Below are 24,048 nucleotides of genomic sequence, written 5' to 3'. Positions count from 1 at the left end.
GGTGACAATAGCGTTTTGGACCCACCTGACTCCATGCCGAACTCAGTAGTGAAACGAAACAGCGCCGATGATAGTGTAGCATTTGCTATGTGAAAGTAGGACATTACCAGGCTTCAAATTGTAGAGAGCCCGACTAGAAATAGTCGGGCTTTTTTACGTCTGCAGAAAAGTGATTTAGGTATTCCTCTAAGCGAAGCGCTTCTTGGCGAATAATTTGTATCAATCAGCAATAATATTTAATCAATTTGAGGGATTAAATCTGACCCTAACTGCGTTAAAAACCTCAAATATGAAACAACTGGATAACGAATTTTTGTCCTTCTTTTATCGACTCCGCTTAGTTATTGCTCTAATCTCAATTTATGATCTGTTCAATTATGTAGTTTATAAAATGTGACAGAGTTCGTTTAGGTAAAATTAGAATAATAAGGGCTTAATCATGAGTAAAGTTGAAAACCACCCGCATGGTGTTTTTTGTTGGTCAGAGCTTTGTACGCACAATTGGAAAGACGGTAAGGCGTTTTATACATCATTATTTGATTGGGGGCATGACGATCAACCTATTGGAGAGAACATATACTACACCATGCTACAAAAGCAAGGTGATGATATCGCTGCAATGTACGAAATGCCTAAAGAGCAAATTAGTGCAGGTATCCCAAGTCATTGGTTGGCTTACATTGCCGTCGATAATATTGATGATTGTGCGCTAAAAGCAAAAGAACTAGGTGCTGAGGTTATTGCCGGTCCTCATGATGTTATGAATGCAGGACGAATGTTGATGCTAAAAGATCCAGTAGGCGCAACTGTTGCACTGTGGCAGGGGAATGAGCATAAAGGTTGTAAGCATTTAGGTGAATTAAATACGCCTTATTGGCATGAGTTAGCAACAAGAGATAGTAAAGTAAGTCGAGACTTTTACTGTGCTTTACTAGGCTGGGAAAGCGAAATAAAGCCTATGGAAGGGATGGACTACATTTTATTTTTAGTCGATGGACAACCAATTGCCGGTATGCTTGAAATGACAAGTGAATGGCCTGATGATACCCCTGCTCATTGGATGATTTATTTTGCAGTAGAGAGTTGCGATGTAATTGTTAGTAAAGCCGCTAGCTTAGGTGGACAAGTATGTGTTCCTGCAACAGATATCCCCGATGTTGGTCGTTTTAGTGTTATATGCGACCCTCAAGGTGCTGTATTTTCGGTGATCGAATCTGTTATGGATAACGTTTAAACACAGTTAAATTAACTTTAGCGTTAATTTGCTAGCTAGTTTGATATAATACTCGTCAATTAAATCGTCAGAAAGTGCAGAGAACGCAATGGAATTTGAACAAGATAGTAATTTAACCCTCCCTTTATTTCTATTAGATGAATCATTAAGTAATAGAGACTTAGAGCAGCCTGATTTTGAAATATCAATTGGACTTGATGATGAGTTACTTGCTCAAATTTGCCAGAACCCAAGTGAAGATAGCAGTGTCGCTATTACTGTTAGCGGTTATGAGTTGCTTATAACTAATCCTCTGTACTTAGCTATATTAGATCAAGAGCACGATGCGCAGATAACATTAACGCATGGCCCTCTTTTAAGTATTGTTTTGAATACTGAAGGTCAGAATACATTCGTTTCTCCTCAAATGGATATGATGCCCACCTTTGATTTAGGTGATGAGGACGACGAATGAGAAAAATACTAATAAGTACGATAGTACTCATTATTTTAAGTGGTTGTGCATATTTGGGAAATGCTCACTACGATGATCTTTTTGGACCTGAACAAACACAAGAGAGAATGGTGCCTCATACAACAGGTGCTGGTGCTGATTTCTTACAAAATGTAAAACCTGTACTCGATACCCGCTGCGTCGTTTGTCATGGTTGTTACGACGCACCATGTCAACTGAAGCTCTCATCCCCTGAAGGTATTGACCGAGGTTTGAGTAAAGAGCTCGTTTACGATGGAACTCGTTTATTGGCAACGACCCCAAGCCGTTTATTATTTGATGCAACTAACACTCAGCAATGGCGAGAGAAAAACTTTACCCCAGTGCTAAATGAGCGCGTACAAAGTGAAGAAGCTAACTTAGCAGGCAGTGTGTTATTTAATAGCTTAGTGTTAAAGCAAAGCCATGAATTGCCAGTTAATGAAGTGTTAGGTGATGAGTTTGACTTTTCGTTAGCGCGTTCGCAAACCTGCGCAACAATGGGTGAGTTCGATCGATTGGCAAGTGAACAACCTCATGGCGGCATGCCTTATGGTTTACCTGGTGTTTCGCGTGAAGAGTTTAATCACTTACAGAGCTGGCTTAAAGGTGGTGGTAAAATGTCACATATTCAGCCACCAAGTAAATATGATCAGAATAAAATAGCGGGCTGGGAAGCATTTTTAAATCAAGATAGCTTAAAGTATCAGTTATCAGCACGGTATATTTATGAGCATTGGTTTTTAGCACATATTTATTTTACTTCAGAAAACCCACAAAGCTTTTTCAAACTAGTTCGCTCAAGTACGCCTCCTGGTGAGGAAATAAAGTTAATTAACACGCGTCGCCCATACGATGACCCTAAAGTTAGCCGTGTTTATTATCGTTTTATGCAAGAGCGTACAACCATACTTTCTAAAACACATTTACCTCTTGAGCTTAATGAAGCTAAATTACTGCGTTTATATGAGCAGTTTATTGCGCCAGATTATACTGTTACGAAAATGCCTAGTTATGAGGCTAAGGCAGCATCTAACCCTTTTAAAACTTTCGAAGTTATTCCAATTAATTCTAAGTATCAATTTATGCTTGATGAGGCAGAGTTAATTATTATGGGCTTTATAAAAGGGCCTGTTTGTCGTGGTCAGATTGCTTTAAATGTTATAAACGATCATTTTTGGGTGGCTTTTGCTGATCCTAATAAAGTAGCGACTCCGGCTGTAGGGGAAATGCTAATGCAACATGAAGAGGCATTAGAACTTCCTGCCGCTGAGGAAAGTAATGCCTTACCCATTTCTAGCTGGGTTAAATATTCAGTTCGCGAGAAAAAGTATTTACAGGCGAAAGTTGAGCTGGCTAACAAAATGTTCAAAGGTGGTGAGCACCTTACAACAGACTTACTTTGGAAAGGTGATGGGCATAATAAAAATGCGGCACTAACTATTTTCCGCCATTTTGATAGTGCCACTGTAGTTAAAGGTTTTATTGGTCAAGAGCCTAAAACCACCTGGATATTAGATTATGCTTTGTTTGAGCGTATTCACTATTTGCTTGTAGCAGGCTTTGATGTGTACGGAAATATAGGCCATCAATTAGTAACACGCCTATATATGGATTTTTTACGTTTAGAGGGAGAGCAAAACTTTTTAGCATTGTTACCTGAGGCTAAACGTAATCAAATCAAAAAGCAGTGGTATCGTAATTCACCACCTGACTTATCTAAGTTCTTTAAAAATAACCGAGAATTTAGTCAGCCAAGTGGTATTAACTATAAAACTGATGATCCACAGCATGAGCTATATACTTTGATGAAAGAAGCCTTAGCGCCAGTTTTAAGTGAAAGATACAACTACACTGAAGTACCAAAGCCGTTAAATGTAGTAAGTAATATGCCAGCAAAAGCGGTAAACTTGTTACCCCAGCTTTCTTTTGTACTTGTAAAGCAAAAAGATAATAGTCATAAGGGCTACACTATTATTCATCATAATGCGCACTACAATATATCTAGTTTATTAAACGAAGATGGCCAACGTGCTTATGATGAAGATACCGCGACTATTGTTCCTGGCTTTATCGGTGATTACCCAGCAGCTATTTGGTATTTAAATAACGAGCAGCAAGTAAATGCTTTTGCCGAGCAATTGCCTATGATGCAAATAGAAGCCGATTATGGTGCTTTGAAATCTAAGTTTGGTATTCGACGTACTCATCCACAGTTTTGGCAATACAGCGATATATTGCACGAAACGGCTAAACAATATCGAGGTATAGAATATGGAATGTTTGACTATAATCGATTAGAGAACCGTTAACGCCTACCTTAATATGCCCAGTTTTTGCTGGGCTTTTTATTGCTTATTAACTTAAAAACATAATTACTCTGACTGATTTTTTGTTTTATAAAATTAGTCTACACTTAAATAAAAAACAGGCTGTTGCATGTTCGATATTATTAAAAGTGTTAGAAAGCGATATCGATGGGCGTTATTGACTATTGCTCTTCTAATCAGTGGTTCTGCTCTATTGTTACAATATAGCTTCTCCGTTCAAAAGTACGATGCAAAAGTTATTAATATTGCTGGTAAGCAAAGAATGCTGTCGCAAAAAATAGCGTGGCATAGCAATGCCATACTCAACATTAGTAATTACTCACCACTTCATACTGAATCGCTTGAGAAATCTCTCAATACATTTAAAAAATCCCACCAAACATTATTAACAAAAAATTCTGATGGTGAATACATTTATTTAGATTCAGCATTAGTGGATTTATATTTTGGTGCAACTACTGGCTTGGATAAGACCGTATTAGAATATGTAGAACAAACTGAAAGGCTTTTGTATCAAAAAGGTGAGGTAAACCAGTCTCTATTTTCAATAGAGCATGTTGAAACGTTATTAACAAAGCTTGATAAGGCAGTGAGCTTATTTGAATCTCAAGCTGTTAAAAAAGTAAATTGGGTCGCCAACCTAGAGATACTATGCTGGTTATTGGCAATGACATTATTACTTATTGAGTTAAGATTTGTTTTTATACCAATGGAAAAAGAGGTTTCAGACACGCTTTTAGAGCTACAAAAACAAAAAGATTTTGTTTATCAAACAAGTCAAAATAAAGAGCATTTTATTGCCAGAGCTAGTCACGAATTTAGAACACCTTTGCAGGGACTTATTACGTCTATTGAGGAGCTAGAGGTTTCTGATAAACAGCAAAGCGTTAAAACCCAAGCTAACTATTGCGCGCTTAGGTTAATAGCCATATTAGATGAATTACAAGACTTGCAGGCTTTAAGTGCAGGTAAATGGGTACCGCATTTAAATGATGAAAACCTTTTTGAGTCGTGTAATAAAGTAGTAATAGCTTACAAGCATGCGTGTAAGCAAAAAGGCCTAAAACTAGTTAGCTCTTTAGATGAATCGTTAAATTGTGTATGTAAATTGGATCATCAACGTTTGCAGCACACACTTACAGAGTTAATTAGTAACGCTATTAAGTTTACACAAAAAGGTGAAATTACTGTTTCAGCTAAGCTTTTAAATGATGAATTTCATTTAACGGTGAGTGACACTGGCAGTGGCTTTTCGAAGAAGATTACCAGTCTTGAATTTGACTCATTTAAACAAACCAATCACTTTCAAGGGTTAAGAACTGGCCTAACCCGGGTTCAATACGTTGTAAAAGCACTGCATGGTGAAATTACTTTTACAAATAAAAAAACTCATGGTGCTTTGGTGTCTTTGTATTTACCAGTGACTATAAGTAAAGCCCTCCCAACACCTCTTAAAGTAAACGACAAGCTAACGTGTTTAGTCGTTGAAGATAACCCATTAAACACTATGTTATTAACCCGCATACTTAGTTTATTAGGTTTAAGCTATGATTGCGCAGAAAATGGTAAAGTCGCGTGTGATATGGTGAGTGAAAATCAGTACGATATTGTTTTTATGGACCTAAATATGCCTGTAATGGATGGGTTTGAGGCTATTAAAAAAATACGTTCCGATCTTAATAAAGTAATGCCAATTATTGTTATAACAGCAAATACCTCACAAAATGATATAGAGCGAGTTTATGAATACGGAGCTAACCTCCATATTCATAAGCCAATAAGCCAGCAAGCAATTAAAGACGCATTAAATAGTATTAGCGTTGTTAGGGCGTGTTGATCTTTGGTAGTTAAATTTGCAGCAGTATGTTTGGTTTTTAGGCAAGGCAGAGCCTATGTAGTGTGGTTATTCCCCATAAATAGGCGATAACGCAGCATAAATACCAAACATGCGCTGCCCATTGGGTTCTTTCTAGGGACGATTAACTCTTTGTTGCCTACATGGATGTAGGTAAGGGGCGTGAGCAGGACGCGGAAGCTTTACTCGGTTTTGACTTATTCTTACATGGATGTAAGCCATTAGAATAACGCAGGAGCAGTTATCGAGCCCACTAGGTTACAAACCTCGCGCCGCGATTTAATCTTCCTTGGATTGAACAAATTTCAATCCACAAAGATCAATACGCCCTAGTGAAATAAATTAATTTTGCGGATAACAAGCTTGCTAAGCACTTTTAATATACGTTAACTTGCTGTTTTAAGGTTTATTAGGAAAAGTTAGTGCAGTCAATTACGCTTGAGCAATTTAATGGTTACTTACAAGGGCAAGGTAAAAGCCGTTACGATATATGCAACCTAGATTGGCAAGTAAACCTAGGAGAACATTGGTTACTTTTAGGTGCTAATGGAGCTGGTAAATCTGCACTGACAGCTGCGTTAATCGGTGAGGCTAAGTGCGAAAGTGGTAAGCGTATAAGTAGTATTAATAAGCTTATGCTCGTGTCTTCAGATTCGCATAAACAGTTACTAGCTCAAGAATTAGAGCATGAAAAGCACACTCTCGTTAAAGACCTTATTTTTACAGGGCATAGTAATAATGATGAATTATTAGCGCAGCTAATAGAATTATTTAAATTTAGCTCATTACTAAATAGGCATTTTAGAGACCTTTCAACGGGTGAAACTCGTAAACTCCTACTTATAAAAGGACTCAGCTCCCATAGTGAGTTAGTCGTGCTTGATGAGCCATTTCATGGACTCGACGTACAATCTTGCCAGCAGCTTAATAAAATACTCATAGAACTTAGCCAAATTATTACTTTTGTTTTTGTACTAAACCGCCTAGACGAAATCCCTTCATTCATTACTCACTATGGCTATGTAAACCAAGGTTGCTTGTTACATACTTTGGCAAAGCCAGGCAGTGAGCAATTGAGTGATTTACTAAAACTACTTCATTTAGAACATACCTCATTGGATGTGCCATCTCCGGATACTGAACAAGAGCAAAAGGCATTCACCGGTAATACCTTAGTTAAATTGAGTAATGCTAAAGTTAGTTACAGTGATGTAAGCATATTCAAAAATCTCAATTGGACTATAAAAAAGCATCAGCATTGGCAGCTTAGTGGAGCGAACGGTTCAGGCAAAACATGCCTATTAAATTTAATAACAGGTGATAACCCACAATGTTATAGCAATGACATTGAAGTGTTCGGTTTTAAACGCGGAACCGGGGAGAGTATTTGGGATATAAAACAGCATATTGGTTTTATATCTAACGCGCTACATATGGATTACCGCGTAAGTATATCGGCTTTAAATACTGTTATTTCAGGATTTTACGACAGCATAGGTTTATATCAAAAACCGAGCGACGCACAAATTAATATTGCTCAACAGTGGCTGGCATTTATTGGTTTAAGTGATAAACAAAATACCTCATTCATCCAGCTTTCGTACGGCGATCAACGTATGCTTTTAATTGTGCGAGCTATGGTAAAACATCCAACGTTACTTGTTTTAGATGAGCCTTGCTTAGGCTTGGATGAAGCAAACAGGCAACGTGTACTGCTACTAATAGAGAAAGTTTGTGTTGCTAATACAAGTACTGTGATTTATGTAAATCATCATGCGGCAGACAAAATTAAAGGAATAGAGAATTACTTAAAAATGGAAGACTTTAGTTGTTAGTTCGTTTTTTTATATTTTTTATTCATGCTTTCTATTAAGTAAATAACAATTTCAATCGCAATAAAAATAGAGGCAAGGATTAACCCACCACTTGGTTTAAAATACCCCTCTTGGTAGTAATATACTCCATTGATAAAAAGCATCGTGAGAAAAAATAAAATCTCAAATTGAAAACGTTTCATAATTTACCTAAACATTATGAGCTTACTTAGCGAGTTTGTTTACGTAAGCTCTATTGGGGTCATTTTTATTTTAAAGACGAGTAACGCTAAAGCCTTTATCTCGAAGTTGTTTAAGTAACCCGTGTTTTTCAGGTAAATGCAGAGCGCCTACAGCAATAAATAGCTGCTCGTTTGCTAAACGCGGTGTGAGTTGTTTAACCCAATTATTATTGCGGTTAGTTAGCATTACTTGCTCGCTAATTTCACCGTAATTACTGTCATCAAAACTCATGTTGTAGTAATCGGTTAGTGTGTCCATGTCACCGCTTTTCCACGCATTAACTAACTTGATAAAGTAAGTATTAATATCGGCTAGTTGCTCAAAGGTTTCTTCAATCATTTCATTGCTTAATAGCACCATACCATCAAACATTTGTAGTTGTTGTTCTAGGGTTTCAAGCTCGCCAATTTTAATATTATGCTCTTTAGCATAACTAAGCACTTGCTTGTCTATGCCGGTTTTATCTGAATAACCTGCATTTTGAAATTCAATTTGCATCATAGTCACCATAACAGCCCAAGGCTTTAAGCCATTAAACATAGCAATATCAATCGACTTTTTAGCAAAGTAATCTTTTAGCTTGGTATAATTTTGCTTTGAAAGCTCAGTTTGTAATGTTTTACCGTCACTTAGCATCATAAATGGCATTGAGCGCTGCTGCATTTCAAGTGGAGTAAGTTTGCTTATATCAACTTCAACAATGACTTCTTTGCTTGCACTAATTGCATCGGTTACATTTTTAGGTAAGCCTTTCATGCTGGCATCACCAACGTGTACAGTGCCAAATAGGTATGAGCTGACGCCATTTTTTTCTATTTTATATAAGGCAGGTGCTGCATAGCTGTTAAAGCTAAATGTTATAAGTAATGCCACAATAAAAAAGTGGCTAACACGGGTAAGAGTATTCATGGTTTGTCCTTAAAATCTCAAAATTAGTAGTGTAAATACTAACCTAAATTTACTTCAGAGGTAACGTTAATATAAACGTTAACGTATTGTTTTCGGTATTACTGGCCGTAATAGTAAAGCCATTTAAGTTACATAAGCTCTGTACAATTGATAATCCTAAACCATGGCGCTGATTATTAGTTCTAGATGAATCTAGCTGATAGAGCGGGTCAAAAATAGCAATTAGCTGTTCACCACTTAGTGGTTTATTTACTTTGTTACTAACAGAGATGCTCATGTTTGTGCTGTTATTTACGGCAGTTAATTTAATTGGCGCCTCAGGAAGTTCATAAAATAGTGCGTTATCGATTAAGTTACACAAAATGGTATTTAAACTAAATTCGTCAACATTAAGTGTAATCTCGTCACTTATTTCGTTATTTAAACGCGTTTTAATAGTTGGGTGTTTAAAGGTCAGCTCATCAATAATTTGATTTACTAGGTTATTTAGAATGATATTTTGTGCATTTAATTGCATTGCACTGCTACTTGAGCGCTGCAACAGTAATAGATTGCTAACAATTGTTTTCATGCGCTGTGAAATATTAAGTACATCACTGGTATAGGTGTCGCTAATACGTTTATCGTCAGGGTAGCGAATAGCCACTTCTGAAAGGCTTATGAGTTCAGCTATAGGGGTTTTAAGCTCGTGTGCAATGTCGCTTGTTAGGCGTTTTTCATTACTATAGAGTTGCTGATTAACGGTAATAAACTTATTTAGCTCGTTACGTATAGGTTCTATTTCTTCCACTTTAAAGTCGCTTTCTATTGTTTGCGCAACACCGGTAATATCGAGTAACTTAATTTGATCGTTTAAGTTGTGTAGTGGGTGCAGGCCTTTATTTACAATACGTGTCACTAAATAGCGCACACCAAACACACCAAGTACACAGGTTAAAATAAAGACCACATCAATAATAATCAGTACTTTATTAAGTTCGGCTGTCGGCGCTGCGATTGCAAGCGTCATGGTATTAAAAACAGCAGAGTGAGTGGGGTTTCTATCATCTTTTTGGGCTACAAAGTGACTTATAAGTGCGCGACCATCACGTCCGTTAGGAAGCTCGTAATCTATAATTTTAGATTCGTTAATCGGCATTTCTAAAAAAGGCAGGTTAGCATTTTCATAAAGCGCTAATGAGTCCGAGCGCTCAAACACATCACGGCCATGCCATAATTGGTAAAACTCCGTGGCATCGGCTGCTTCATACTCCGACATAAACTCACCAGCAAAATCAAATTCAACCACGTTGTTGTCATCTTCAACTAAGGTTTTTAAGTAGTTAGCTTTGTTAGTTAAAGACTGATTGAACTGATCTTCCACCCAAGTATCAACACTTAAATCAACGGTTAAAAATATGGTGAATAAAATAACTGAGATCACAGCGCTAATATTATTAACGAGTTTACGTTTTATTGAGTGATTTTTATTTTGTTGTTGCGACATAACCAAATCCACGTTTATTTTTTATCGGGAGCTCGCCATCAAACTGTCTTACTTTTTTACGTATGGTTGAGATGTGTGCTTCAAGCGCATTTTTAGAGAGCATATCAAACTGACCTACCACCGCTTCACTTATAAGCTCGAGCCCTAATACTCGCTCTGGGGCGTTAAATAAGCATTCTATTATTTTGTATTCATTGCGCGTGAGCTCAATGGCATGTTGCTCGTAATGAAGAGTTTTAAGGGAGAGATCTAATACGCAATCACCTACGGTTAGGGTATTTTGTTGGTTTTGCAGTGAACCGCGACGAAGTAATGCAAGGACACGAGCATGGAGTTCTTCAAACGAAAATGGCTTAGTTAAATAATCGTCAGCGCCTTTCATAAGGCCGCTAATTTTATCTTGAGGCTCACTTCGTGCCGATAAAATTAGCACACGGCTTTGGCTATTACTGCTGCGCAGTGCTTGTAAAATACTCATGCCATCAACACTTGGTAGCATTAAATCAAGTACGAGGAGGTCGTAGTTTCCACTCAGTGCCATACTCAACCCTTCTGAGCCATCACCAGTTTCATCTACGGTAAAACCAAGGTTGCTAAGGCCAACTTGCAAGCTGCGTCTTAGTGCTTCAGAGTCTTCAATAACGAGGATTTTCATGTTTACTCGGTTTATAAAAATAGCCTTGTTACTTTAACAAGGCTTTATTATCAAGTCACTTGGTTAATGATACCAACCATTTGTGTAGGCTAAATTACCCAAGTTCGCGTGGGCTAGGGCTTTTTTAACTAGTTGCTCATCGTTTTCACGTGGTACAAGCTGGTTATTGCTATACGTATAGGTGGTTGCTGGTTTTTGTGGTTGTAACACCACCACTTTATTATCGTGCATGTAGGCAAAGTTTTTGTCGTATTGCATCATTGCGCGTTGTTTGTTGTCGCTAATTGGCTTTGATAAATCATGACCTATCATTGGGTGCTTACCACTTGCGCCAATTAAAGACAGTAGAGTAACAGGAATATCGAGCTGACTGGCTAGTTGGCTATCTCGTTTATGGGTAATACCTTTTCCAAAAATAACGGCCGGAATTTTAAAGTGATCAACCGGTACTAAATTTGAACCCGATACGCGCGAGTCGTGATCGGCAATAACTATAAATACAGTATCATCCCAGTAGCTCGATTTTTTAGCTTTTTCGATAAAGGTGCCTAGTGCGTAATCGGCATACTTGGCAGCATTATTACGGGTTTGTTTTTGTTTATCGTACAGCGTTATTTTATCGTCAGGAAAGTCATACGGGCTATGATTAGAGCTTGAAAATATAAGGCTAAAAAAGGGTTTGTTTTGATTTTTAAGCTTAGTAAGTTCTATGTCGGCCTGGTCGTACAAGTCTTCGTCTGATGCGCCCCACGAGCCATTAAAGTCTATTTTTTTAAAGTTATTTGTATCTACGATACTTTTAAAACCGTTGCCTAAAAAGAAGCTGCGCATGTTATCAAAATGGCTTTCGCCACCATAAATGAACTGCGTGTTGTAATTTTGCTTCGCTAAAAAATCAGCAATGGTAAAAAAGTCACGTTGTGATTTATCAAGCTTAACAACTGCACGCGAAGGCGTTGGTGTAAACCCTGTAATTACAGCCTCAATTCCACGTACTGAACGTGTACCCGTGGCGTATAAATTATCAAACCCCCAGCCTTGTTTATAAAGGGCGTCTATATTAGGTGTAAGCGGTAAACCGCCAAGTGTGCCTACATAACGAGCACCTAAACTTTCTTGTAAAATAATGACTAAATTTTTGGGTTTACCTGTATTACTTGCGCCATGAAACGTTTTTGTAGGGGCGGTTACATCACTAAATGTGCCTTGCGTATTTTGCATGTTACTACGCACAATACTAAGTAATTCATCGGTGGGCATTTTACCGTAATAGTCTTGGCTCGATTGCTCATTAGAAAGTTGCTTAACTGCAAACGCGACGCTATAAAGTGAGTTAAGGGTTAAGTCGTTAAGTAAATGATCGGTAGAAAACGAGACCATGGCGGGGTTAAGTGGTCTGTGTCCTAATGAGTTGCGGGCGCCAAAAATAGTTAAGCATACTAAAACAAGCGCTAAAATTGATTGATTTAAACCTGTTAGTGATGACTTGCTTTGCCATTGATTGCTAAATATTTTACTTGCAAATTTACAGCTTAAAATAAGTGCTATAACAGCAATAAATACTTCTACCTTATAGCCTGAAAAAATCATTTTTGTGACTTCTTTAGGATAAATTAAATATTCTATAAATAAGCGGTTTGGGCGTAAATCGTACTCGTTTATAAACGTAGGCGTAATCACTTCAAAAAAAACAAGTAAAGCAGACATCGTCACTAAATAAATTTTAATGAGGCCGCGTACTTTATTTTGCCAACCTACGCTTTGCATCAGTAAAGTAAGTAGTAATGCGGGCATAATAATGTAGCTTAGAGTGGCTATATCAACTCTTAAACCACCTATAAATATAGATAACCACGCATGCAATCCAAATACACGCTCCCCTTGCCATACACTTAATCCAAAGCGAGCAAGTGTTAAAAAGCTAAGTGCCAAAACAGCAAATACAACAAAAATCCATACAGGGCCAAGTGCATTTTGTATTTTAGGTATAAAAGTTAGCTTTATGCCCATAACACAGCCCACCAAATAAGAGCGGCAATTAGCATAGCTATAAACACGCTTGCAGAGGCTATATCTTTAGCTAGCCCCGAAAGCTCATGGTATTCACTGCCAATTCTATCAACTACAACCTCTACTGCCGTATTTACCAGCTCAGCAAACAATACAAAAAGCAGGCTAGCTATAAGCAGTAATTTATCCCTTAGTGCAATTTCTTGTAGCCACACAAACACACCGAGTAATGAAAACAGTGCTAGCTCTTGTTGAAACGCCGCTTCAAATCGACTCATCCATTTTAAGCCGTTAAAAGAATGGCTTAAGGTAAAAATAAGGCGCATTAAGCCTTGGCGTTTTATAACGGTTTTATTACTCATAGTTTTATTTCGCTTGGTGTTGTTTGGCAGTTAGCAAGTAAATCAAGTGATGCCTGATACGTTTTGCTTTTAATGCCAATTAAATTTAAAAGGGTGTGAAAAATATTGTTGTGTGAGCGTGCAGCGCGGGTGTCTAAATTAGCTAAACAGGTATTAGTAATGCGCTGATTATGCTCATCAGCCCACATATAAAGAGGAACGTGCGTTTGTGTGCTAGGTGCAAAGCTATACGGAAAACCATGTAAATAAGCACCGGCTTCGCCAAGTGATTCACCATGATCAGAGACATATAAAAACTGCTTATCTATGTTGTTTGGCAGCGCTTTTAATTGCTCAATTACCTGGGCGTTAACAAAGTCGCTGTACGCAATTGTGTTGTCGTAGGTATTAACTAATTCATCGAGTGAGCAGTTTTGAATGTCGCTTCTGTCGCACGTGGGCGTAAATTGCTTAAATTTTTCTGGGTAGCGTTTAAAGTAGGTTGGTCCGTGTGAGCCCATCATGTGTAGGACGATAACGGTATTAGCTTGGTTTAAATTAGCGAGTTTGCGCTTAAGTGGAGCAAGCAGTGCTTCATCAAAACAATATTTTCCATCGCAAAGCGCTGATGGGGTGGTTGGGATATCAATGTTAACAACACGGGTGCATACGTTTTTACAGCCGCTGTTGTTATCAACCCACAGTACGTCGCTGCCAGCTTGTTGTGCTAAGTCAACCAGGTTTTGTTGGTTGTCGGCTGCTAATCGATCAAAGTTATCTTGTGTTTGCAGTGAAAACATACACGGCACAGACACTGCAGTAGCGGTGCCACAAGACGCCACATTATTAAAATACGTCACATTATGCTTTTGTGTATAAGGGTTGGTGTTGCGCTTATAACCTTGATAAGCAAAGTTTTCTGCTCGTGCGGTTTCGCCAACAACCATAACAGTTACGCTGGTGGTGTTAGGCGTAATGAGAGTGGGTGTTGTATCTATATTTTTAAATTCCATATTGGTATACAGCAGCTGATCGCGCATATATTTATAACCGCTAGAGAGATACTGAAATGGGATGAGTTCTTTTTTCAAAATGCGGTTATTGCGGCCAGTGGCTGCGTAGTCGGCGTAAAAGTTTACGACCACTAAAGCAATTAATGAGCAGCACGCTACAATAAGTTTTATACGACTAATCGCTTCTTGGTGAGGACGGGTAAAGTGTATTTTTACTTTGCTTAATATAAAAACAGGTAGCGCACAAAACAGTAGTAGAAAGCCTATGAGCTGCGGATTTAAATAGCTCAGCGCTTCGCTTGAATCAGTTTCGAACGTGTTTTGAATCATTGAATAGTCAAACACGACGCCGTAATTTAATGAGCCGTAAAGTACGGCACTCGAAATTATCAGTAAAAGGTAGTTAATTGGTTTTAGTAACCACCTGACCGACACTATTGAAAAGAAAATAATTAAAAGGCATAACAAAAGCAGTGGCACTGAAAGTAAAAATAGCCATGAAAAAGATGCAAGGGAGGTGATGGCGCTAAACGAACCTTGAATAAAAGGAATGTTTATAACTAAACAGTAATAACAGGCAATCATCACTACAAAGGTATTTGCACTACAGTGAATGTAAAACCGCTTACTACGATTTGGCTTTTTTTGTGCTGGTGTTTGGCTAGTTATGTTCATATTTAGGCTCGTTTAAAATAACAACGCCATGCTATGCAACAACACTTAAGAGTCGCTTAAGAGAACCTACGCATTACCTGAAGGAGATAAATAATTTTATTTATAAAAATATTCTCAAAAATTAATCAAACCTTAAATAAGGGATATAAGAATAGTGAATTTCTGAGATTAAAATTAGAGCATAAAAAAACCACTACCAGCTTGTATAATGAATTTTAAAACCTGATAAATTGCCTTTTAGTCTTTTTGTTAGATTAACTTTGGTGTTGACTTAAAGGGCCTAGCGCGGTACTAATATAAAAAGAGAGCGAAGGAATAACCTTCGCGATAATTGAACAAAATTTGGTATTAATTACATGCTTGCAAACGCACTTAACCTAGTCCTGATTATTATCGTGGTGATTATTCCCGCGAGGGCTTCGTAGTGCTTTAAAAACTTAAGCATTAAAAAAGCCCTCCGCACTTAACCGTTCGGAGGGCTTTTTAGTTTTAAGGGTAAAATTTGTAATTGGGTTGTCACTGAGGAATGAGGGTTTATTAATGACAGGCGCAGAACTAACAATCGACTTATTGGCCAAACACGGCGTAAATGAAGTATTTGGCTACCCAGGCGGAGCTATTATGCCAATTTACGATGCGCTGTATGGCGCGCCAGTCAAACACTACCTAACTCGCCATGAGCAAGGTGCAGGGTTTGCAGCAGTTGGTTATGCTCGCAGCACACGTAAATTAGGCGTATGTTTTGCAACATCTGGCCCAGGTGCAACTAATTTAATAACCGCTCTTGCTGATGCGATGATGGACTCAGTGCCATTATTGGCGATCACCGGCCAAGTGCCTACTGCAGCGATTGGTTCAGATGCGTTTCAAGAAATAGATGTACTAGGTATGTCGCTTTCGTGTACTAAGCACAGCTACATGGTAGAACGAGCTGAAGACTTAGCAGAGATATTACAAGAAGCAATTCATTTAGCGCAAAGCGGCCGCCCAGGTCCTGTACTTGTCGATATCCCAAAAGATATTCAAATGGCTCAAGTCCCTTTTAAACCTTGGCTAGCAGCTGATGAATACTTACCAGAGTTAGATTTAAAGCAAGTTGCTATTGCTAATCAATTGTTGAGTGAGGCTAAACAGCCTGTAGCGTATGTTGGTGGTGGTGTACAAGCCGCTGATGCGCAAGACGAACTAATGCAATTTTTAAATAAAACTCAGATGCCAGCTGTATCAACACTTAAAGCGCTGGGCAGTGTATTACCAGATTACGAACATTACTTAGGTATGTTGGGTATGCATGGTGGTCAAGCTGCTAATATCGCAGTGCAAGAATGTGATGTACTTGTATGTATAGGGGCACGCTTTGATGACCGCGTAACAGGCAACTTAGCTAAATTTGCAGCTAAAGCTAAAGTAATCCATTTAGATATAGATGCTGCTGAAGTTGGTAAGCGAAAACCTGCTAAAGCTTCATTAATTGCCGATTTAAAAACGTCGTTACCCGCACTTGAGTGCTTTGTAACACCTAAAGCTTGGTGTGACACAAATAAAGAAATAAATATTAAGCATGCGTGGCGTTACGACTACCCAGGTGAGAAGGTTTTTGCACCGTACTTATTAAACCAACTAAGCCAACGCATGCCAAAAACAGGGGTTGTGTGCTGCGATGTTGGTCAGCACCAAATGTGGGTAGCACAACACATGAAGTTTACTCATCCGAGTAATCATTTAAGCAGTGGTGGTGCAGGCACAATGGGCTTTGGTCTACCTGCGGCTATTGGTGCACAAGTAGCACGCCCTGATGACTTTGTTATCACTGTATCGGGTGATGGTTCTATAATGATGAATATTCAAGAGCTGGCCACTATTCGTCGTAACAATTTACCTGTAAAAATATTAATTTTAGATAACCAGCGTTTAGGGATGGTTCGCCAATGGCAGGAACTATTTTTTGAAGGGCGTTATTCTGAAACTAACCTGTCGGATAACCCAGACTTTGTGCAATTAGCTGCTGTATTTGGTATCCCAGGGCAAACAATTACTCACGCTAACCAAGTTGATGATGCGATAACTGCATTAGTTAACAGTAAAGGTCCGTACATAGTACATGCCTGTATTGATGATAAAGAAAATGTTTGGCCACTTGTACCACCTGGGGCTGCTAACGACGAAATGATGACGGAGAAAGCAAAATGAAACATAGCCTAACTATTGCATTAAAAAGCCAAAGTATAGCGGTAGAGCGCTTTTTACGAGTGGTGCGTCATCGTGGTTTTGACCTTACGCATTTTCAGCTCAATATGGACGATGGTTTTTATAATGTAGACATGACGGTAGATAGTGATAAACCAATTCACCTTTTAACCAGCCAGTTAAATAAGCTGGTGGATGTCAAAGAAGTCACTTTACAAAATTTACAGCAACAACAGGCTGTGTAATTACGAACTGAAAAACAATTTACGAGTAACTGAATCACTCGGTTACTCACCAATTTTAGAATGAGGAATGCCCGCTTATTTTGCGGCAAAAACTGAGGTAACTATGGCTAAATTAAGAAGTGCAACAACAACTGAAGGGCGTAAACGCGCAGGCGCTCGTGCATTATGGCGCGCAACAGGTATGACCGACACCGATTTTGGTAAGCCGATTATTGCCGTAGTTAACTCGTTTACACAATTTGTACCAGGGCATGTTCACCTTAATCAGTTAAGTGAACTTATGGCTGAAACCATTACACAAGCCGGTGGCGTCCCTAAAGAATTTAATACTATTGCGATTGATGATGGTATTGCAATGGGTCACGGCGGCATGCTTTATTCGCTGCCTTCACGCGACTTAATTGCTGACTCAGTTGAGTATATGGTAAATGGTCATTGTGCTGATGCGATGATTTGTATTTCAAACTGCGACAAAATTACTCCAGGAATGATGCTTGCAGCACTACGCTTAAATATTCCGGTAATATTTGTATCAGGCGGCCCAATGGAAGCAGGTAAAACTAAGCTTGCTAACATCGATATTAAACTTGATTTAGTAGATGCCATGGTTAAAGGCGCTGATGAATCGGTAAGTGATGCAGATTCAGAGCAAGTAGAGCGCTCTGCGTGTCCAACATGTGGCTCGTGTTCAGGCATGTTTACTGCAAACTCAATGAACTGTCTGCTAGAAGCGATTGGTTTAGCATTGCCAGGTAACGGTACGACGCTTGCGACTCATAAAGACCGTAAACAACTTTATGTTGAAGCGGGGGCTCGTATTGTTGATTTATGTCGTGAGTATTATCAAAAAGATAATCAAGATGTATTGCCACGTGCTATTGCTAACAAAACAGCCTTTATGAATGCAATGGTTGTTGATATTGCAATGGGTGGCTCGTCAAATACGGTATTGCATTTACTTGCTGCAGCGCAAGAAGCGGGCGTTGATTTTGATATGTCGCACATTGATGCGCTCTCTCGTAAAACACCATTTTTATGTAAAGTTGCACCAGCGACACCTGAATATCACATTGAAGATGTGCACCGCGCAGGCGGCATGATGGCAATCGTACGTGAACTTGGCAAAGCAGGCTTAGTTGATATGTCAGTTAATCATGTTGCAGGGTCAACTATGGCTGAGCTCGTTAAAAAATGGGATGCAACAGATCCTACTAACGAAGCAGCGCGCAAATTTTACCGTGCTGGCCCTGCGGGCATTCGTACCACTAAAGCAATGAGCCAAGAGTGTCGTTGGGACGAGGGCGATAATGACCGTGTTAATGGGTGTATCCGAAGTGTCGAACACGCTTTTCGCCAAGACGGTGGCTTAGCTGTACTTTCGGGTAATTTAGCAGTTGATGGCTGTATTGTTAAAAGCGCTGGCGTTGTTGATGAAATGCTACATTTTGAAGGTACTGCAGTCGTGTACGAGTCACAAGATGATTCTGTAGAAGGTATTTTAAACGATGAAGTAAAAGCCGGTGATATCGTGGTTATTCGTTACGAAGGCCCTAGAGGAGGCCCTGGTATGCAAGAAATGCTATACCCAACTAGCTACTTGAAATCAAAAGGCCTAGCTGAAAAATGTGCACTTATTACTGATGGTCGCTTTTCGGGTGGTACTTCGGGTTTATCAATTGGTCATGTGTCGCCAGAGGCGGCAAGTGGTGGTGCAATTGCTTATGTTGAAAATGGCGACAAAATCATTATTGATATCGCAACACGTGAAATCACATTAGCGTTAAGTGATGAAGAGCTTGATGCACGTAAACAAAAACAATTAGCACGCGGAAAACTGGCGTACAAACCAGTTGATCGTGAGCGCTATGTATCGTCTGCTTTAAAGGCTTATGCATTACTTGCAACAAGTGCTGATAAAGGCGCAGTGCGTGACTTAGCTAAATTGGAGGCGCTTAGTTAATTATGGTCTCTCAAGAGCTCGATTATTTTCGCGCTATTATTCAAGCAAACATGGAGCCTTTGGCTAAAGTTACCGAGGTCAGCGAAATGGCTGAGCTCGGTGCTAAATTAGGTAACCATGTTTGGTTAAAGCGTGAAGACCAACAGCCCGTGTATTCATTTAAATTACGCGGTGCGTATAACAAATTAAATAAATTACCTAAAGGCTCAGTGGTTATCACTGCTTCAGCGGGTAATCACGCTCAAGGGGTTGCACTAAGTGCTTCTCACTTAGGGCATCAAGCTACAATTGTAATGCCAGTAACAACGCCTGAAATAAAAGTCAGTGCGGTACGTGCGCTTGGCGGTGAAGTTGTGCTACATGGACATCATTTTGATGCCGCAAAAGCACATGCGCTTGAGCTTACAGAGCAACGAAACGGTATATTTGTTCCACCATTTGATGACCCAGACGTCATTGTTGGTCAAGGTACTGTAGCACGTGAGCTTATGCAGCAATTAAACGAGCTCGATGCGGTGTTTATTCCTGTTGGCGGCGGCGGTTTACTTGCTGGGATGGCGGTTTATATTAAATCGCTGCGTCCAGATATAAAAGTAATTGGTGTAGAAGCCGACGAAAGTGCATGTTTACAAGCGGCACTTAAAGCAGGCAAACCGGTAGAGCTTGAACGCGTTGGTAGTTTTGCTGATGGCGTAGCGGTTAAAATTATTGGCACTGAAACATTTCGCTTAGCGCAAAAGTTTTGTGATGAAGTTATAACCGTCACCAGCGACGAAATATGTGCTGCCATGCAGGATATTTTTGTATCTACCCGTGCAATAGCAGAGCCTTCAGGTGCACTTGCAACGGCAGGGCTTAAAAAGTGGAGCCAGCAGTCGGGTTTAAAAGGGTTACATTTAGCGGCTGTTTTATCCGGTGCTAATTTAAACTTTGATCGCCTGCGTTATGTTGCAGAGCGCACTGCGCTGGGTGAAAAAAACGAAGCGTTATTAGCGGTTACTATTAAAGAAGAAAAAGGCAGCTTTAAACAGTTTTGTGCTTCTTTAGGTGGCCGTGCTATTACTGAGTTTAACTACCGTTATGCAGAACCTGGTGAAGCACAAATATTTGTAGGTATTGCCCTGCGCCAAGGCGAGCAAGAGCTTAATGAGCTAAAGCAAGACTTAACAAATAATGACTACCAATTTTGCGATCTGTCGGATAACGAACTCGCTAAATTACATGTGCGCTACATGGTTGGCGGAAAAGCACCCGAGCAATTACATGAGCGCTTACTTCGCTTTGAATTTCCAGAGTATCCAGGTGCTCTTGCACGCTTTTTAGATACTTTAGGTAGTAATTGGAACATTACCTTATTTCATTATCGTAATCACGGTGGTTCGATGGGGAATGTACTGGCAGGTTTTGCTATTGAGCCGAGTCAGTATGAGATGTTTAACGAGCACTTAAATCGTTTAGGTTACAGTGTACAAGATGAAACACAAAATCCGTGCTTTAGCCAATTTTTAACATCAAAGCCCCAAGCAGAAAAAGCCGAAAAACTCGCCTCAGTATAATCCTTCTTTAAAGGCAGGCACCTAACTAGGGTGCTTGCTTTATTACACGTTTTACATATAGTTACAGGTAATCGTCATACTTTTTGAGGACACCTAGTTGCTATTTAAAGGATTAATCATTGGATTGTGCTTTTTTTGTAGCCATATCGCGGCGCAAGAATCAGTCACATTACAGCTAAAATGGACACATCAGTTTCAGTTTGCTGGCTACTATATGGCAAAGCAAAAAGGCTTTTATAATGAAGCGGGCCTTGATGTAACCATTAAACAAGCTAATCCAATGAAACCTGATACCTTTGCTCCTGTCGCCAGTGGCGAAGCGCAATTTGGAGTAGGGCACTCTGGTATTTTACAGCAACGTATTAATGGACAACCTCTTGTTGCTATGGCTGCCTTATTGCAATTTTCACCTTACTGCTGGATGGTTAAAGACACGTCTGATATTTTTCATCCACGTGACTTTGTTAATAAACGTATCACTGCGGTAAGCAAAAATGATGGTGCCGAACTACTTATTGTGCTTAAACGCAGTGGCGTTGATGTGGATAAACTCAAAGTTTACGATGGCGAAAATCCAGGCCAGGCTTGGATTGAAAACAAGCTAGATGCTATGCAAGTATATGTTACTACAGAGCCTTATTATATGACTCAACAAGGCGTAGCTCATCGACTTGTTTGCCCACAGCGTTATGGTATGGACGTATATAGCGACATTTTATTTACCAGCGAAAACATGCTTAAGAAAAATCCTCAAACGGTCGAAAAATTCTACCAAGCGAGCCTAAAAGGGTGGCGTTATGCAATGATGAACATGGATGAAGCCATTGCAGTCACCCAGCAAAACTATGCACCGGGTAAAAGCTTTTATCAGCTCGCTTTTGAGGCTGAAGTACTAAAAAGTTATATAACCCCACCCACCACCAGTTTAGGACATATGTCGATAGCAAAGTGGCGCTTAATTGCGGACTTATATGGCATACCGCAAAACGAATTTGACGAAGTAAAATCTCACTTTATTTATAAATACCAAGAACCTGAAAAGATGCAGTTATCGTGGATGCTCATGGCAGCTATTTTGGTAAGTATTATTTCAATACCTTTGTATTTACGGCTGATTTTTAGTAAAAATTAACTGCTTAGGTAATTCACGAAACTGATATAATTAATTGTCTTTTTTATTTTTTAAGCTGTTATGACTTTAGCTGAGCAATTTTTAGCACTTGATTCACTTTTAATGCGTCATCGTCAGTATTGGCAGTGCACTGCATTTGATTTTGACACTATACCTTGGCCAGAGCTACAAGGCATACTTAGCGAACTAACTGATGATCAGGTAAGCGTTCTTGATAACGATCAAAACCAGCTATACCAATTTTTTAGCCAGCACATAAGCCAACTTGATGAACTTGCAAAGTTATGCGAGTTACCTAGCTCATCCCACTCTCAAGCTGATTATCCATTTTGGATAAGTAACGGCATTAAAGGTCGTAAGTTTGCACAGTTACAAGATTTTGTATCTGCACTACCTAATACCAAACAACCTGTTTTAGAGTGGTGCGCGGGTAAAGGACACTTAGGTCGAATGCTTGCGTTTAATGGCGCAAGTAATGTACATAGTATTGAACTGCAACAAAGCTTATGCGAGCAAGGACAAAAAAGTGCACAGCAACAAGGCTTAGCAATGCACTTTAGCCAAGCAGATGTATTAAAAGACGATATCACTCAATTTTTTAATCCAGACATGCATGCTGTAGCACTTCACGCATGCGGTGGCTTACACCAAGCATTTATGCGCCAAGCAAGTTTAACGAAAGTACAGCAAATTAGCTTTTCACCTTGTTGCTACCATTTATTCACGACTAATGAGTACCGTGCAATGAGTGAGGATGCAAATAAAAGTGAGCTTAATCTAACGCATCGTGATTTAAAGCTCGCATTACAAGAAACTGTGACAGCGCCTTCTCGTCTGGAAAAAGTACGTAAAACAGAACTTGAGTGGCGACTTGGTTTTGATGCACTAAGAAAGTCAATCACTGGCGAGCAATATTACGTAAGCGTACCTTCGGTCAACAAAGCTATATTCTCAGATTCGTTTAAATCGTTTTGTGCATGGGCTGCAGATAAAAAGGCATTAAAATTACCTCAAGACACTGATTATATTGAGTATTTAGAGGTTGGGGTGGCTCGAAAAAAAATAACTGACCGAGTTGAACTGGTTCGACATGTGTTCAGAAGGGCAATTGAAGTTTGGCTTGTGCTCGATCGTGCTTTATATTTGCAACAGCAAGGTTATCAAGTAAGCGTTAAAACGTTTTGTAAAAAGCAGTTAACGCCTCGTAATATTTTGATTCTTGCTAATGTCCATTAAATTTCCGTCCTCGACTTAATAAGAGATGCAATGAGAAAGTTAAAAAATTTATTCGATAACAACAAACGTTGGGCTGCTCGTACAAGTGAAGCAGACCCTGAGTTTTTTAAAATTTTATCTATGCAACAAAATCCAGAGTATTTATGGATTGGTTGTTCAGACTCTCGTGTACCTGCAAATCAAATAGTTGATTTATTACCAGGCGAATTATTTGTACATCGTAACGTTGCTAACGTGGTTGTACACACTGACCATAACTGCTTATCGGTTATGCAGTACGCTGTAGAGGTTTTAAAAGTAAAACATATAATGGTAGTAGGTCACTATGGTTGTGGTGGCGTACAAGCCGTTTTAAACAATGCTAAATTTGGCTTTATTGATAATTGGCTACGCCATGTAGGAGATGTAAAAGAAAAGCATCTTGAACAACTCGACGCAATGCCAGAAAGCGAACGCTTAAGCCGCCTTATTGAGCTAAATGTAATTGAGCAAGTACGTAATGTGTGTCGTACTAACATTGTGCAAGATGCCTGGGAGCGAGGCCAAGAACTAAGCGTTCATGGTTGGGTTTATGGTTTAGAAAACGGCCATCTTCATGATTTAGAATCTGTAGTAACGTGCGCGAGTGAAGAAACGCAAAGCTACAAAAAAGCAGTGCAACACGTATTTAAAAAAGTGGGTGAAAATAAATAAAT

19 protein-coding genes and 1 rRNA gene are annotated in these 24,048 nt (G+C 39.3%); 13 read left to right on the top strand and 7 right to left on the bottom strand.

The window, feature by feature from the left end; all coding sequences use genetic code 11:
• The 6 genes from rrf to H5089_RS10470 all read left to right on the top strand — a co-directional run.
• A 5S ribosomal RNA gene (gene rrf, locus H5089_RS10495) occupies nt 1–112 on the top strand; the annotation flags it as partial.
• A gap of 327 nt (nt 113–439) precedes the next feature.
• A complete protein-coding gene (locus tag H5089_RS10490; protein WP_182712173.1) occupies nt 440–1,234 on the top strand; it encodes a VOC family protein in 795 nt (264 codons plus the stop codon).
• Nucleotides 1,235–1,322: 88 nt separating this feature from the next.
• The gene (locus tag H5089_RS10485; RefSeq protein ID WP_002959878.1) at nt 1,323–1,688 is read left to right on the top strand and encodes a hypothetical protein; all 366 of its coding nucleotides are present in this window, start codon (nt 1,323–1,325) and stop codon (nt 1,686–1,688) included.
• Nucleotides 1,685–4,018: a fatty acid cis/trans isomerase gene (locus tag H5089_RS10480; protein WP_182712172.1), complete on the top strand. Its 2,334-nt coding sequence runs from the start codon at nt 1,685–1,687 to the stop codon at nt 4,016–4,018. Before H5089_RS10485 ends, H5089_RS10480 begins: the two co-directional genes overlap by 4 nt.
• A 127-nt stretch (nt 4,019–4,145) precedes the next feature.
• Entirely contained in the window at nt 4,146–5,873 is a 1,728-nt protein-coding gene (locus H5089_RS10475; RefSeq protein WP_182712171.1) for a response regulator, read from the top strand.
• 440 nt (nt 5,874–6,313) lie between these two features.
• Nucleotides 6,314–7,726, top strand: coding sequence for an ATP-binding cassette domain-containing protein (locus H5089_RS10470; protein ID WP_182712170.1), 1,413 nt, complete (start codon nt 6,314–6,316; stop codon nt 7,724–7,726).
• Here H5089_RS10470 and H5089_RS10465 read toward each other — a convergent pair.
• The 7 genes from H5089_RS10465 to H5089_RS10435 all read right to left on the bottom strand — a co-directional run bounded on the left by H5089_RS10465 (nt 7,723) and on the right by H5089_RS10435 (nt 15,037).
• On the bottom strand, nt 7,723–7,908 hold the full coding sequence (locus H5089_RS10465) for a hypothetical protein (protein ID WP_182712169.1): 186 nt from the start codon (nt 7,906–7,908) through the stop codon (nt 7,723–7,725). The genes H5089_RS10470 and H5089_RS10465 overlap by 4 nt on opposite strands.
• 70 nt (nt 7,909–7,978) lie before the next feature.
• The gene (locus tag H5089_RS10460) at nt 7,979–8,857 is read right to left on the bottom strand and encodes a TraB/GumN family protein (RefSeq protein WP_182712168.1); all 879 of its coding nucleotides are present in this window, start codon (nt 8,855–8,857) and stop codon (nt 7,979–7,981) included.
• A 49-nt stretch (nt 8,858–8,906) separates the two neighbouring features.
• Entirely contained in the window at nt 8,907–10,343 is a 1,437-nt protein-coding gene (locus tag H5089_RS10455) for a HAMP domain-containing sensor histidine kinase (protein ID WP_182712167.1), read from the bottom strand.
• Complete coding sequence (locus H5089_RS10450; RefSeq protein ID WP_182712166.1) at nt 10,324–10,998, bottom strand: response regulator transcription factor; 675 nt, start codon at nt 10,996–10,998, stop codon at nt 10,324–10,326. The genes H5089_RS10455 and H5089_RS10450 overlap by 20 nt, the downstream gene beginning before the upstream one ends.
• A 63-nt stretch (nt 10,999–11,061) precedes the next feature.
• A complete protein-coding gene (locus H5089_RS10445) occupies nt 11,062–13,008 on the bottom strand; it encodes an LTA synthase family protein (protein WP_182712165.1) in 1,947 nt (648 codons plus the stop codon).
• Nucleotides 12,999–13,370: a diacylglycerol kinase gene (locus H5089_RS10440; protein WP_007582120.1), complete on the bottom strand. Its 372-nt coding sequence runs from the start codon at nt 13,368–13,370 to the stop codon at nt 12,999–13,001. The genes H5089_RS10445 and H5089_RS10440 overlap by 10 nt, the downstream gene beginning before the upstream one ends.
• Entirely contained in the window at nt 13,367–15,037 is a 1,671-nt protein-coding gene (locus H5089_RS10435; RefSeq protein ID WP_182712164.1) for a phosphoethanolamine transferase, read from the bottom strand. The genes H5089_RS10440 and H5089_RS10435 overlap by 4 nt, the downstream gene beginning before the upstream one ends.
• A 540-nt stretch (nt 15,038–15,577) precedes the next feature.
• Here H5089_RS10435 and ilvG point away from each other — a divergent pair.
• From ilvG to can, 7 genes are all read left to right on the top strand, one after another.
• Nucleotides 15,578–17,227, top strand: a complete 1,650-nt coding sequence (gene ilvG / locus H5089_RS10430; RefSeq protein ID WP_024605308.1) for an acetolactate synthase 2 catalytic subunit — start codon at nt 15,578–15,580, stop codon at nt 17,225–17,227.
• The gene (ilvM, locus tag H5089_RS10425) at nt 17,224–17,469 is read left to right on the top strand and encodes an acetolactate synthase 2 small subunit (RefSeq protein ID WP_002959893.1); all 246 of its coding nucleotides are present in this window, start codon (nt 17,224–17,226) and stop codon (nt 17,467–17,469) included. Before ilvG ends, ilvM begins: the two co-directional genes overlap by 4 nt.
• 103 nt (nt 17,470–17,572) lie before the next feature.
• The gene (gene ilvD, locus H5089_RS10420; protein ID WP_182712163.1) at nt 17,573–19,429 is read left to right on the top strand and encodes a dihydroxy-acid dehydratase; all 1,857 of its coding nucleotides are present in this window, start codon (nt 17,573–17,575) and stop codon (nt 19,427–19,429) included.
• A gap of 2 nt (nt 19,430–19,431) precedes the next feature.
• The gene (gene ilvA / locus H5089_RS10415; protein WP_182712162.1) at nt 19,432–20,985 is read left to right on the top strand and encodes a threonine ammonia-lyase, biosynthetic; all 1,554 of its coding nucleotides are present in this window, start codon (nt 19,432–19,434) and stop codon (nt 20,983–20,985) included.
• A gap of 97 nt (nt 20,986–21,082) precedes the next feature.
• Entirely contained in the window at nt 21,083–22,117 is a 1,035-nt protein-coding gene (locus H5089_RS10410) for an ABC transporter substrate-binding protein (RefSeq protein WP_182712161.1), read from the top strand.
• A gap of 60 nt (nt 22,118–22,177) precedes the next feature.
• Nucleotides 22,178–23,353, top strand: a complete 1,176-nt coding sequence (locus H5089_RS10405) for a methyltransferase (protein WP_182712160.1) — start codon at nt 22,178–22,180, stop codon at nt 23,351–23,353.
• Between the two features lie 30 nt (nt 23,354–23,383).
• Entirely contained in the window at nt 23,384–24,046 is a 663-nt protein-coding gene (can, locus tag H5089_RS10400) for a carbonate dehydratase (protein ID WP_002959903.1), read from the top strand.
• Nucleotides 24,047–24,048: the final 2 nt, after the last annotated feature.

Source organism: Pseudoalteromonas sp. SR45-1 (assembly GCF_014163655.1).
Classification (GTDB): domain Bacteria; phylum Pseudomonadota; class Gammaproteobacteria; order Enterobacterales; family Alteromonadaceae; genus Pseudoalteromonas; species Pseudoalteromonas distincta.
Note: the sequence above shows the minus strand (reverse complement) of the source record. Positions and strands in the feature narration are given on the sequence as shown.